Annotated in this window: 11 protein-coding genes and 1 riboswitch; of the genes, 8 read left to right on the top strand and 3 right to left on the bottom strand. The window is 71.8% G+C overall.

Going from position 1 to position 12,954, the window contains the following annotated elements; all coding sequences use genetic code 11:
• Positions 1 to 154: 154 nt before the first annotated feature.
• A complete protein-coding gene (locus ACQ3I4_RS15985; RefSeq protein ID WP_430632959.1) occupies positions 155 to 1,561 on the bottom strand; it encodes an IS1380 family transposase in 1,407 nt (468 codons plus the stop codon).
• A 154-nt stretch (positions 1,562 to 1,715) separates the two neighbouring features.
• On the opposite strand from ACQ3I4_RS15985, the gene ACQ3I4_RS15980 reads away from it, so the two are divergent.
• The 3 genes from ACQ3I4_RS15980 to ACQ3I4_RS15970 all read left to right on the top strand — a co-directional run bounded on the left by ACQ3I4_RS15980 (position 1,716) and on the right by ACQ3I4_RS15970 (position 5,023).
• A complete protein-coding gene (locus ACQ3I4_RS15980; protein WP_329864078.1) occupies positions 1,716 to 2,825 on the top strand; it encodes a glutathione S-transferase family protein in 1,110 nt (369 codons plus the stop codon).
• A gap of 69 nt (positions 2,826 to 2,894) precedes the next feature.
• Positions 2,895 to 3,812 (top strand): ribonuclease HI family protein, encoded by a 918-nt coding sequence (locus ACQ3I4_RS15975; RefSeq protein ID WP_329864076.1) that lies wholly within the window; start codon positions 2,895 to 2,897, stop codon positions 3,810 to 3,812.
• 47 nt (positions 3,813 to 3,859) lie between these two features.
• Positions 3,860 to 5,023 carry a serine hydrolase domain-containing protein gene (locus ACQ3I4_RS15970; protein WP_329864074.1) on the top strand — a complete coding sequence of 388 codons (1,164 nt, stop codon included), beginning with the start codon at positions 3,860 to 3,862 and terminating at the stop codon, positions 5,021 to 5,023.
• On the opposite strand, the gene ACQ3I4_RS15965 is transcribed toward ACQ3I4_RS15970, so the two are convergent.
• Complete coding sequence (locus tag ACQ3I4_RS15965; protein WP_329864073.1) at positions 4,933 to 5,721, bottom strand: hypothetical protein; 789 nt, start codon at positions 5,719 to 5,721, stop codon at positions 4,933 to 4,935. The genes ACQ3I4_RS15970 and ACQ3I4_RS15965 overlap by 91 nt on opposite strands.
• On the bottom strand, positions 5,718 to 5,987 hold the full coding sequence (locus tag ACQ3I4_RS15960) for a hypothetical protein (RefSeq protein ID WP_329864072.1): 270 nt from the start codon (positions 5,985 to 5,987) through the stop codon (positions 5,718 to 5,720). Before ACQ3I4_RS15960 ends, ACQ3I4_RS15965 begins: the two co-directional genes overlap by 4 nt.
• A gap of 110 nt (positions 5,988 to 6,097) precedes the next feature.
• Between ACQ3I4_RS15960 and ACQ3I4_RS15955 the strand changes: the two genes are divergently transcribed.
• The 5 genes from ACQ3I4_RS15955 to glyA form a co-directional block, all read left to right on the top strand.
• Entirely contained in the window at positions 6,098 to 6,865 is a 768-nt protein-coding gene (locus tag ACQ3I4_RS15955; RefSeq protein WP_329864071.1) for an SGNH/GDSL hydrolase family protein, read from the top strand.
• Positions 6,866 to 6,937: 72 nt separating this feature from the next.
• Positions 6,938 to 7,036: riboswitch (glycine riboswitch) on the top strand.
• A 157-nt stretch (positions 7,037 to 7,193) separates the two neighbouring features.
• A complete protein-coding gene (gcvP, locus tag ACQ3I4_RS15950) occupies positions 7,194 to 10,076 on the top strand; it encodes an aminomethyl-transferring glycine dehydrogenase (RefSeq protein ID WP_329864069.1) in 2,883 nt (960 codons plus the stop codon).
• Between the two features lie 14 nt (positions 10,077 to 10,090).
• Positions 10,091 to 11,215, top strand: a complete 1,125-nt coding sequence (gene gcvT, locus ACQ3I4_RS15945; protein WP_329864068.1) for a glycine cleavage system aminomethyltransferase GcvT — start codon at positions 10,091 to 10,093, stop codon at positions 11,213 to 11,215.
• Between the two features lie 38 nt (positions 11,216 to 11,253).
• Positions 11,254 to 11,634, top strand: a complete 381-nt coding sequence (gcvH, locus tag ACQ3I4_RS15940) for a glycine cleavage system protein GcvH (RefSeq protein WP_329864067.1) — start codon at positions 11,254 to 11,256, stop codon at positions 11,632 to 11,634.
• Positions 11,631 to 12,954 (top strand): serine hydroxymethyltransferase (gene glyA, locus ACQ3I4_RS15935; protein ID WP_329864065.1); only part of this gene is annotated, 1,324 nt, incomplete at its 3' end. The genes gcvH and glyA, both read left to right, overlap by 4 nt.

Here is a 12,954-nt window from a genome sequence, read left to right as displayed (position 1 = left end):
AGCCTCGATCCACCGACGGGCGATGTAGTCGGGGGCTGGATTTCTGAAGCAGCCTTGAGCGGGATTTTGGCATGACCGTGTAGCCGGCCTCGCTGCCGGTCGTGTTCCACGGTGGGTTCCCTCTGTCGCGCCGGTGTCGGCTGGTGGATGGCTTCTATGCGGGCTGCGGTGGCCGGTGGCGGGCGGTGAAGAGTCGTTCGAAGGCTTGCTGCCAGGGCCAGGACTCGGGCAGGCGTATCCGGATTCTGCGGGCGCTGGAGACGATCCGGGCCGGCAGGTTCACCAGCCGGGCCCGGATAGTGCCGGTGCGGGCCCGGGTGAAGGTCCCGGCGGCGAGGATCCCGGCTGCACGGGTGAGGTTGTAGGCCATCACCGCGCAGGCCAGCCAGGCGCTGTTGGCCCAGAAGTGTCCGGAGGGCAGGTGGGCCAGGGCGCTGTCCTTGAGATCGGCGTTGACTTGCTCGATGATCGCGTGTTGTCGGTGGGCCTTGTCGGCGGCCACGGTATCCAGGACCTCGGGATCGGTGGTGGTGAAGAAGGCATGGAACCGGTGGGTGTCGAACAAGGTCGGCTGCCCGTCGCCGTGTTTGGGGTTCAACTCGGGAATCCGGCGCACCACCAGCCGTCCGGGGATCCTCTCGGCCTTCTTCCGGGATGTGAAGGCGGTGAAGGGGACCTCGGCGACCTCGGCCTTCGAGGTCCAGGTGTCGGTGCCCTCGTCGTAGATCGCCTGTGGGTACTTGATGCCGGTCCAGGCCTGCTCGTCGATGGTGGCGATGGCCTTCTTGACTGCTTTGTCCATCCGCACGGTGACGGAGACATCGGCCCCCGCGGTGAGCGCGGCAGCCACGGTGGGGTGTCCGTAGAAGGCGGAATCGGCGCGAACCAGTACCCGGGTGCCGGCGGCCGGAGGCATTCGCTTCAGGGTGGCCAGTGCGTCGGCGACGAACCGGGAGGCCCCGCGTGGGGAGCCCACCGCGCCGCGGCGCAGGCGTTGGCCCAGGATCACCGGGGCCGTAGTCTCGGTGCTGGCGGTGGCCAACAGGGCATTGAGCCCGCGGACTCCGGAGTATCCGTATCCGGAGCCCTGCTTGGCGTAGCCGTGGACTTCGATGATCGTGTCGTCCACATCCACGAACACGAATCCTCCTGCGCCGTCTGCCGGAGCGCCCAGTAGCGGGGCCCGGTCGGCCAGGTTCGCCAAGAGCCGGGTGGCGACCGCGTCGAGCTGGCGGACGTGCCCGAAGGTGAAGGCGCGCAGGAACGAGCCCAACGTCGAGGGCGCATAACAGGCACTGAAGACCCGCTTCATCGCCCCATGGCGCAGTACCGCCATATCGTCGATCGAATCGGCGCCGGCACACATGCCAGCCACCAAGGCCGCGACCTTCGCCCCGGCATTGGCGCCCTTGTCCGTCGGCACCGTCAGCTGCCTGCCGGCCAGTGAGTGCAAGCCCGATTCTCGCGCCAGTTCCATCACCGGCACCAACCCCGCGGAACCGACGAGGTTCGGTTCGTCGAAGGAAACTGACAGTGCGGCCCGGGTGTGGGAAACTTGCATCTACGAGATGCCCTCTCATCGCGGTGGAACGGAACCCTGAACAAGTCCCATTCTTCCCGGTCAGACGGGCATTTCGTGCTTAATTACGTCCCACCTCAAGCGTGACGGTCGGTGGATCAAGGCTAAGCGCACGCCACCGGTCTAAGGTGTGCTCATGGGCGAGAACGAGTACACCACGAAGGGCTCCTACATCACCGGGGGCGAGTTCACGCGGGACACGAACTACATCGAGGACCGCGTCGTCGCCGATCCGGAGGCCGTCGCCGCCTCGGACGGCGCGACGGGCGACCCGATCGGGAACCCGTACGGCGGGCTGTCCGAGGGTGCCGAGTCCTGGCCCGTGGAAGCCGGACGCTACCGGCTGATCGCCGCGCGGGCCTGCCCCTGGGCGAACCGGGCCATCATCGTGCGCCGGCTGCTCGGGCTCGAGGACGCGATCTCGCTCGGCACGCCGGGTCCCGTCCACGACTCCCGCTCCTGGACGTTCGACCTCGACCCGGGCGGCCGGGACCCCGTGCTCGGCACCGAGCGCCTCCAGGAGAACTACCTCGCCCGATTCCCGGACTATCCGCGCGGCATCACGGTCCCCGCCCTCGTGGACATCCCCACGGGTCGCGTCGTGACCAACAACTACCCGCAGATGACCCTGGACTTCTCCACCGAATGGCGGGCCCACCACCGTGAGGGCGCGCCGGACCTCCTGCCGGCCGAGCAGCTCGAGCACATGGAGCCCGTCGTCAAACGGATCTTCACCGAGGTGAACAACGGCGTCTACCGTTGCGGCTTCGCCGGCAGCCAGGAGGCCTACGACGACGCCTTCGCCCGGCTCTTCAACGCCCTCGACTGGCTCGAGGACCGGCTCGCCGGGCAGCGCTACCTCATGGGGGAGGCGATCACCGAGGCCGATGTGCGGCTCTTCACGACGCTCGTCCGCTTCGACCCGGTCTACCACGGCCACTTCAAGTGCAACCGGAACAAGCTCAGCGAGATGCCCGTCCTCTGGGCCTACGCGCGGGACCTGTTCCAGACGCCGGGCTTCGGCGACACGGTCGACTTCGAGCAGATCAAGCGCCACTACTACGTGGTCCACGAGGACGTGAACCCCACGCAGATCGTCCCCGCCGGGCCGGACCTGTCCGGCTGGCTCGAACCCCACGGGCGCGAGGCGCTCGGCGGCTCGCCGTTCGGCGCGGGAACCGCCCCCGGCCCGGTCCGCGCGGAGGAGCGCGTGGCCGCGGGACACAATCCGCTCTACCCCGCCTAGGGCTGCAAGCCACCCGCACGGACCGCGCCGGTTGCCGAACCGTCGGCGGGCGGTGGCAGGATGGAATCCATGACGATCACCGCTGCCGCAGACGGTTCCGCCCTGGGCAACCCCGGCCCCGCCGGATGGGCCTGGTATGTCGACGATTCCTGCTGGGCCGCCGGAGGGTGGCCGCACGGAACCAACAACATGGGCGAGCTCATGGCCGTTCTGGACCTCTTCCGCGCGACGGAGCACGTCAAGGACGAGCACTTGCGGGTGCTGTGCGATTCGCAGTACGTCATCAACGCCGTGACCAAGTGGATGCCGGGCTGGAAGCGCAAGGGCTGGCGCAAGGCTGACGGCAAGCCCGTCCTCAACGTCGAGCTGCTCAAGGACATCGACGCGGCCATCGCCGGCCGCGACTACAGCTTCGAGTGGGTCAAGGGCCACGCCGGCCACGGACTCAACGAGGCCGCCGACGTGCGCGCCCGGGCCGCGGCCACGGCCTACCAGCGCGGATCCAGGGTCGACGCCGGCCCCGGCTTCCCCGGCGCGGAACGGTCCGCCGCCCCTGCTGCCTCCACCGGCCAGGACACGCTCTTCGCCGCCTTCGAGGACCCCGCCGAGACGGGGACGGGATCGGCCGACGTCGACGCCGTCGTCGCACTCGAGCGCGCGCTGCTGGACCCGCAGGTCCGCGCCGAGGTCGGCGAACTCAGCTACCTCCTGCACCCCGCGTTCCGCGAGATCGGATCGGGCGGCGCGTGGCGCGAGCGCGACGCCGTGATCGCGCTCCTCGTGGAACAGGCCGGGCAGGAGGCCGGGGCCGGACGGCACGCGCCCTGGCGGTTCGAGCTCCTCGAGGCCGCACCGATCGGCCCCGACGCCGTGCACGTCGCCTACCGGCTCGTGGGCCCGGGGGCGGCCACCGCCGTCGGATCCCTCTGGCAGCGCGACGCGGGCCGCTGGCGCCTGCGCCTGCGGCAGGAGACGCCGGAAACCTGACACCGGACGCCGGCGGCGCGGCTTGCCCGTGTCCCTAGACTAGGGGCGTGAGTGATACCACCCGGCCCCAGGCCACCGTCGATCCGCGTTTCGAGTCGGTCGCCGAGCTGCTGCGCAGCTACGCGGAAGAGGATCCCGGCTATACGGCGCAGCTCGCCGTCTACCACGAGGGACGGCCCGTGCTGGACCTCGCCGTCGGCCCGGACGCCGATCCCGCGGCGCTGACCGGGGTCTTCTCCTGTTCCAAGGGAGCCGCCGCGATCGTCATGGCGCTGCTCGTCCAGGAAGGCGTCCTGGACCTCGACGCGCCCGTCGCCGCCTACTGGCCGGAGTTCGCCGCGAACGGCAAGGAGGCCGTCACGGTGCGGCTGCTGTTGAGCCACCAGGCCGGGCTGCAGGGGGTCGACGGCGGGCTCACGCAGGAGGAGTACCTCGATTCGCGCCTCGGCGCCCGGATCCTCGGAGCCGCCGCCCCGCGCTGGCGGCCCGGCACGGCCCACGCCTACCACGCCTTGAGTATCGGCGTGTTCATGGAGGAGCTCGCCCGCCGCACGGCCGAGGAACGCCTGCAGGACATCTACGAGCGCCGCGTCCGCGCCCCCTACGGCATCGATTTCCACCTGGGCCTGCCCGAGGAGCTCGAGCCGCGCTACCGCGACGTGCTCAAGCCGGCCCAGCGACCCGATCCGGGATTCATCGACCCCTACGGCCACTTCGGGCTCGCCGTGAACTCGACGTCCGGCTTCGACGGGCCGGACGGCCCCAGCACGGACATCCTCGACCTGCCCAACGTCAAGGCCGTCCGGGCCGCGGGCATCGCGGCGGCCGGCGGCGTCGCGAACGCGCGCGGGCTCGCACGGCTCTACGCCGCCGCGGGCACCGGGATCGACGACGGCACGGGTGCCGTCTCCGAGCCCCTGTTGTCGGAGGGCGTGCGCACCGCGTTCGCCGAGGAACAGGTCTTCGGCCCGGATCGCTCGCACGGGCTCATGGGCGCCTTCGGGATCGTGTTCATGAAGTCCCAGCCGCGCAACGACTTCGGCTCCTGGCAGGCGTTCGGACATGACGGCGCCAACGCCTCGCTCGCGTTCTGCGATCCCGCCTACGGGACCGCCTTCGGCTACGTGCCGGCCCGCGCCGAGGAATCCGGCACGGGTTCCCGCGGCGGCCGGCTCACCGTGGCGTTGCGCCAGGCGCTGCTCGCCGGCTGAGGGCCCGATCCTGGCCGGACCGCCTCGAGCCCCAGGAGGGGCCACCCGTGGGCCGTCGGCGCGGGGTGCCGCGGCCAGCCGTGAGTCGCGAGCGGCGTTCCGGGCCGGCCCGGCGAGGCCCAGGGGACGGCGAGCACCTCGGCAAGGCGTCCGCCGGCCGCCGTGCCACCCGCCGTGCCACTGGCCAGGCCGCCGCGGCGCAGCGCCCCCTGCCCGGCGCGCAGGACCGCGAGGGCCAGTGAACGTGCCGTGCCGAGGTCCTCGGCCAGCACGCTGACCTGCGCGAACGCGTCCGCCCGGTCGCCGGCCTCGGTCGCGATCGCCGCCGTGAAGCCGGGGGTGCCCGCGAGCGGTACGTCGGCCAGCAGCTCCGCTTCCCCCGGCGACGACGAGGCCGTGCGCGGCGCCGTGATCCCGGCCCGCCACGGGCGGCCGTAGAACGGATCGCCATAGCAGGGATCCGCGGTGTCCGGCGGGGCCGGGAACGGCGATCCGGCGCAATACACGTAGCCGCCGCAACAGAGAGCCCAATGCGGCAGCCGCAGGGCCGCCAACACGTCCCCGGCCGCCGCCACGGCCGCGTGCCCCGTCAGGCCCGCCGCTCCGCGCCCGACCGCCTCCCGCGCGGCGTGCAGCTCCGCCCGGTCGCCGGGAACGTGCAGTTCAAGGCCCGGTATGCCGCCGTCCGCCGCGTTCACGCCGCGTTCCCCTCGACCGGCTCCCGCTCCCCGGGGACGCGCGGCGGCGCGCTGCTGAGCAACTGCACCGCGGTGCCGCTGCGCAGGGCACCGGGCTCGACGGGCCGCAGCGGGGACCACTCCGAGGGGGCGCCCACGGCGACGGATGAAGAGGGGCCGGGCCCCGGCGTCGTTCCCGCGGGCTGGAGGGCGGTTCCTCCCAGCCAGCCCGCGGCCACGAGGCCGACGGAGGCGACGGAAGCGAAGACGGCGTGGCGGATCTGCACGGTGGATTCCCTTCGACGGGGGCCGCCCCGGCGGGCCGCCCTCTGTGCCTCCAGCCTCCCGCGGCCGGCTGGGTGTGGACTGTGCGGGGGCGCGTCGTAGGCTGGGGATCGTGGAATACGGCAAGCGCTTCGTGGCACTGGGAGACTCCTTCACCGAGGGCGTCGGCGACGACGACCCGTCGCGCCCCAACGGCGCGCGCGGCTGGGCGGACCGCGTCGCGGAGCAGTTGTGCGCGGCCGACCCCGGCTGGGGCTACGCCAACCTCGCCATCCGCGGCAAGAAGATCCGCCAGGTCGTCGACGAGCAGCTGCCCGCCGCGCTCGAGCTCAAGCCCACCCTCGCGAGCCTGTACGCGGGCGGCAACGACATCCTGCGGCCCAGCGTGGACATCGACGAGCTCATGGAGGGCTACGCCGGCGCCGTCGCCGCGCTGCGTGCCTCCGGCGCCGAGGTGCTCCTGTTCACGGGCTTCGACTCCGCCGGCTCCGCCGTCTTCGGCAAGACCCGCGGCCGGACCGCGATCTACAACGAGTGGGTGCGCGAGATCGCCGAGCGGCACGGCGCCGTGATCGCCGACTACTGGCGCTGGCGTGAGTTCCAGGACTGGCGCTACTGGGCCCGCGACCGGCTCCACATGGGCACGCCCGGGCACACCCTCATGGCCAAGAAGGTCCTCGAGGTGCTCCGCGCCTCCGACGCCATCCGGACCCCGGAGCTGGAGGCCGCGCCCGCCCTCGGCCGGCTCGCGAAGCTCAAGGCGGACGCCGCGTGGGGCCGGGAGCACGTGCTGCCGTGGGTCAAGCGCCGCCTGACCGGGACGTCCTCGGGCGATGCGCTCACGGCCAAGTACCCCGGCTACGTCCGGCTCGCCCCGTAGCACGGCCGGGCCACTTGGATGTGGCGCGCGTCTCGGAATACAATGAACGGGTGCCCGCAGGGGCACGGCCATCGACATGCGGCGGGAGAGACCCGCTCAAGCCATGGGCGGGCGCCGTAGGAGCAATTTCCTCCCCGGGAATCTCTCAGGCCCCCGTACCGCCGCGCAGAGGCCACTCTGGAAAGAAGTCGCGCAGACTCACCGACGGTGCAAGCGGGACCCGGGAGACCGGGAACCGCGGAATCTCTCAGGTCCAATACAGAGTCGGGGAGGGAACCGAAGCTCATTCGGCGTGCGTGCACACCGACCACCACGGGAGTTCCCTTTTATGACAGCGACCACGGCCACCACCTCCACCGCTTCCGCCGCGCCGGTCTTCGCCGACCGCCACATCGGCCTCGCCTCCGACGCCGCCCGGACCATGCTCGAGGCCCTCGGCTACGCGGACCTCGACGAGCTCGTCGACACCGCCGTCCCCGCCGGCATCCGCCAGGACGCCCCGCTCGAGCTCCCCGCCGCCCTGAGCGAGGAGGAGGCCCTCGCCGCCCTCCGCGCCCTCGCCGCGAAGAACACCGTCAAGACCCAGATGATCGGCCAGGGCTTCTACGGCACCAGCACCCCGCCCGTCATCCTCCGCAACGTCCTCGAGGATCCGGCCTGGTACACCGCGTACACCCCCTACCAGCCGGAGATCTCCCAGGGCCGCCTCGAGGCGCTGCTGAACTTCCAGACCATGGTCGGCGACCTGACCGCGCTCCCGATCGCCAACGCCTCCCTGCTCGACGAGGCCTCCGCCGTCGCCGAGGCCGTGCTGCTCATGCGCCGGGCCAACAAGGCCAAGGGCGAGGCGAAGACCGTGCTCGACGCCGACCTGTTCCCGCAGACCATCAACGTCGTCCGCGGCCGCGCCGAGGCGCTCGGCTTCGAGGTCGAGGTCGTCGACCTCGCCGCGGGCCTGCCCGAGGGCGACATCTCCGGGATCGTGCTGCAGCAGCCGGGCGACTCCGGCCGGGTCGTGGACCACGCGGGCATCATCGCCGCCGCCAAGGAGCGCGGCGCCATGGTCACCGTTGCCGCCGACATCCTCTCCCTGACCCTCATCGTCCCCCCGGGCGAGCAGGGCGCCGACATCGCCGTCGGCAACACGCAGCGCTTCGGCGTCCCCCTCTTCTTCGGCGGCCCGCATGCCGCGTACATGGCCGTCCGCGCGGGCCTCGAGCGCTCCCTCCCGGGCCGCCTCGTGGGCGTGTCAAAGGACGACGCCGGTGCCCCCGCCTACCGTCTCGCCCTGCAGACCCGCGAGCAGCACATCCGCCGCGAGAAGGCCACGTCCAACATCTGCACGGCGCAGGCCCTCCTGGCCATCACGGCGTCGATGTACGGCGTCTACCACGGACCCGACGGACTCAAGGCGATCGCGCGCCGCACCCACCTCGCCGCCCGCGCGCTCGGGGACGTCCTCGCCGGCGCCGGGATCGAGCTGGCCGGGACCGAGTACTTCGACACCCTGCGCGCCTCCGTTCCGGGTCGCGCCGCCGCGGTCGTCGCCGCGGCCGAGGAGGCCGGGGTCAATCTGCGCCTCGTCGACGCCGACACCGTGGGCGTCTCGACGGACGAGACGACGACGGCGGCGCACCTCGCCGCCGTGGCCGCGGCCTTCGGCGTGGCCGACGCCGACGCCCGGGTCGCCGAGGCCCAGGCGGCGGCCGGGACGGGACTGCCGTCCGGCGTCGAACGCTCCTCGGAGTTCATGACCCACCCGATCTTCCACTCCGTGCGCTCCGAGACCCAGATGCTGCGCTACCTGCGCCGGCTCTCCGACCGCGACCTGGCGCTCGACCGCACCATGATCCCGCTGGGCTCCTGCACCATGAAGCTCAACGCGACCGCCGAGATGGAGTCCATCTCCTGGCCGGAGTTCGCCTCCATCCACCCCTACGCCCCCGAGCACCAGACAGCCGGCTGGCGCGAGCTGATCGCCGACCTCGAGGCGCGCCTGAGCACCATCACGGGCTACGCGGGCGTCTCCATCCAGCCCAACGCCGGGTCCCAGGGCGAGTACGCGGGCCTGCTCGCGATCCGCCAGTACCACCTCGCCAACGGCGACGACTCCCGCACCATCTGCCTCATCCCGGCTTCCGCGCACGGCACCAACGCGGCCTCCGCCGTCCTCGCCGGGCTCAAGGTCGTCGTCGTCAAGACCGCCTCCGACGGCACGATCGACGCCGCCGACCTCGACGCGAAGATCGACGCCCACCGCGACGCGCTCGCCGCGATCATGATCACCTACCCGTCCACGCACGGCGTCTACGACGCCGACGTGCGCGAGGTCTGCGACAAGGTCCACGCCGCGGGCGGCCAGGTCTACATCGACGGCGCCAACATGAACGCCCTCGTCGGGCTGGCCCGGCCCGGACACTTCGGCGGCGACGTCTCCCACCTGAACCTGCACAAGACCTTCTGCATCCCGCACGGCGGCGGCGGCCCCGGCGTCGGCCCCGTCGCGGTCGCCGAGCACCTCGTGCCGTTCCTCCCCGGCTCCCCGGCCGGCGCCTCCAACGGCAACGACGGCACCCCCGTCACGGCCACGCCGTACGGCTCCGCGGGCGTCCTGCCGATCTCCTGGGCGTACGTCGCCATGATGGGCGGCGAGGGCCTGACCGCCGCCACCAAGAACGCCCTGCTCGCCGCGAACTACATCGCCGCGCGGCTCAACGAGCACTTCCCGGTGCTCTACACGGGCAACCGCGGGCTCGTGGCCCACGAGTGCATCCTGGACCTGCGCGAGCTCACCGCGAAGACCGGGGTCACCGCCGAGGACGTCGCCAAGCGCCTCATCGACTACGGCTTCCACGCGCCGACCCTGTCCTTCCCCGTGGCCGGCACGCTCATGGTGGAGCCGACCGAGTCGGAGGACCTCGGTGAGATCGAGCGCTTCATCGAGGCGATGACCGCCATCCGCGCCGAGATGGACCAGGTCCTGGCCGGGGACTTCAGCGTGGAGGAGTCCCCGCTGCGCCACGCCCCGCACACCGCCTCCGCCGTCGTCTCCAGCGACTGGGACCGCAAGTACCCGCGCGAGCAGGCCGCCTTCCCGGTGGCCCGCCTGCGCCAGGACAAGTACTTCCCGCCCGTCGGGCGCATCGACGGCGCCGCCGGAGACCGCAACCTGATCTGCTCCTGCCCCGCGCCCGAGGCGTTCGAGGACTAAGAAAGGCACCCGCCATGACCGAACAGACCACCACCTCGCGCCGCACGGCGCTCCACGACGAGCACGCCGCCCTCGGCGCGTCCTTCACCGACTTCGGCGGCTGGGACATGCCGCTCAAGTACGGCTCCGAGCTCGCCGAGCACAAGGCCGTGCGCAGCGCGGCCGGCCTCTTCGACCTCTCCCACATGGGCGAGGTCTGGGTGCAGGGCCCGCAGGCCGCCGCGTTCCTGAACCACGCCCTCGTCGGCAACCTCGCCGTGATGGCCGTGGGCAAGGCCAAGTACTCGCTGATCTGCAACGCCGACGGCGGGATCATTGACGACCTGATCACCTACCGCCGGGCCGAGGACCGCTTCCTCGTGGTCCCCAACGCCGGCAACGCGGCCACCGTCGCCGCGGCGCTGGCCGAGCGGGCCGCCGGCTTCGACGTCGAGGTCGTCGACGCCTCCGCCGAGACCTCGCTCGTCGCCGTGCAGGGCCCGGCGGCCGAGGCGATCCTGCTCGGACTCGTCCCCGCCGCATCGGCCGGGATCGTCACGGGCATGAAGTACTACGCCGCCGACGAGGTCGCCGTGGCCGGCATCGACGTGCTCCTGGCCCGCACGGGATACACCGGCGAGGACGGCTTCGAGCTCTACGTTCCCAACGCGCGGGCCGCCGGGCTGTGGCGGGCCCTGCTCGCCGCGGGCGCGGACGCCGGCCTGATCCCGGCGGGCCTGGCCTGCCGCGACTCGCTGCGCCTCGAGGCCGGCATGCCGCTCTACGGCAACGAGCTCGGCCTGGACACGACGCCGTTCGAGGCGGGCCTGGGCCCGGTGGTCTCCTTCAAGAAGGAGGACGACTTCGTGGGACGCGCGGCCCTCGAGGCCGCGAAGGCCGCCGGGCCGCGCCGCGTCCTCGTCGGCCTCAAGGGCCTCGGCCGCCGCGCCGGGCGTTCGCACTACCCTGTGATGAAGGACGGCAAGACGGTCGGCGAGGTCACCTCCGGACAGCCCAGCCCCACGCTCGGCTACCCGGTGGCCCTCGCCTACGTCGACGCCGCCCTGGCCGAGACCGGCACCCGCCTCGACGTCGACCTGCGCGGCAAGGCGGAGCCCTTCGAGGTCGTCACCCTGCCCTTCTACCAGCGCCAGAAGTAGCACCCACCAGGCACCGCCTTCCCGAAAGGAACACCACCATGAGCAAGGTCCTCTCCACCCTCCGCTACTCCGCCGAGCACGAATGGATCGACGGATCCACCCCGGCCAAGGTCGGCATCTCCCAGATCGCCGCCGACGCCCTGGGCGACGTCGTCTACGTCGACCTGCCCGAGGTCGGCGCCTCCATCACCGCCGGCGAGTCCTGCGGCGAGGTCGAGTCCACCAAGTCCGTCTCCGACCTCTACGCCCCCGTGACGGGGACGATCGTCGAGGTCAACCAGGAGGCCATCGACAACCCGGCCCTGCTCAACGAGGACCCCTACGGCGCCGGCTGGCTTTTCACCGTCGAGGTCTCCGAGGAGGGCCCGCTGCTCTCGGCGCAGGACTACGCCTCCGCCAACGGCGGAGACGTCGAGTGAGCACCACCACGTATGAGCCGGTGGTCGCGGGGTCGTTGACGGCGTCGTTGGCCGCGTTGGATCCGGAGGTCGCTGCGGGGATCGACGCGGAGCTGTCGCGGCAGCGGGGCGGTCTGGAGATGATCGCTTCGGAGAACCACACGGCGCAGGCGGTGATGGCGGCGCAGGGTTCGGTGTTGACGAACAAGTATGCCGAAGGGTACCCGGGGCGCCGGTACTACGGTGGGTGCGAGCACGTGGACGTGATCGAGTCGCTGGCGATCGAGCGGGTCAAGGCGCTCTTCGGGGCGGGTTTCGCGAACGTGCAGCCTCATTCGGGGGCCCAGGCCAACGCGTCGGTGATGCACGCGCTGATCCGTCCCGGCGACACGGTGCTGGGGTTGAATCTGGCCCATGGCGGGCACTTGACGCACGGGATGAAGATCAACTTCTCCGGCCGCTTGTACACGATCGTCCCGTACGGGGTGGACGAGTCCAGCTACGAGGTGGACATGGACGAGGTCGAGGCCCTGGCGTTGGAGCACCGGCCGAAGCTGATCGTGGCCGGTTGGTCGGCGTATCCGCGGCAGCTGGACTTCGCCCGCTTCCGGGCGATCGCGGATGCGGTCGGGGCGTACCTGATGGTGGACATGGCGCATTTCGCGGGCCTGGTCGCGGCGGGGCTGCATCCCTCCCCGGTCCCGCACGCGCACGTGGTGACCTCCACGACGCACAAGACGCTGGCGGGCCCGCGCGGCGGAATCATCCTCTCCAACGATCCGGAGATCGCCAAGAAGGTCAACTCCGCGGTGTTCCCGGGCCAGCAGGGCGGGCCGTTGGAGCACGTGATCGCGGGCAAGGCGGTCGCGTTCAAGATCGCCGCGGGCGAGGAGTTCGCCGAACGCCAGGCGCGGACCCTGGCCGGGGCGCGGATCCTGGCCGAACGCCTCACCCGCCCGGACGTGGCCTCGCGGGGGATCAGCGTCTTGACCGGGGGCACGGACGTGCACCTGGTGCTGGTGGACCTGCGGGACTCGGTGCTCGACGGGCAGCAGGCGGAGGATCTGCTCGCGTCCGTGGAGATCACGGTGAACCGCAACGCGGTCCCGTTCGATCCGCGCCCGCCGATGGTGACCTCGGGGCTGCGGATCGGGACCCCGGCCCTGGCCACACGCGGCTTCTCCGAGGCAGCGTTCGCCGAGGTCGCGGACGTGATCGCCGAGGCCCTGATCGCCGGGACCGACGAAAACGGTGCCGATCCGGAGACCCTGGCCGGCCTGAAGGAACGCGTCGAGGCCCTCGCCACCGCCCACCCCCTCTACCCGGACCTGCCGAACCTCG

Origin of the sequence: Zafaria sp. Z1313 (assembly GCF_050563205.1) — a bacterium.
Taxonomy (GTDB): Bacteria; Actinomycetota; Actinomycetes; order Actinomycetales; family Micrococcaceae; genus JAZDCJ01.
This window is presented reverse-complemented; position numbering and strand designations above follow the sequence as displayed.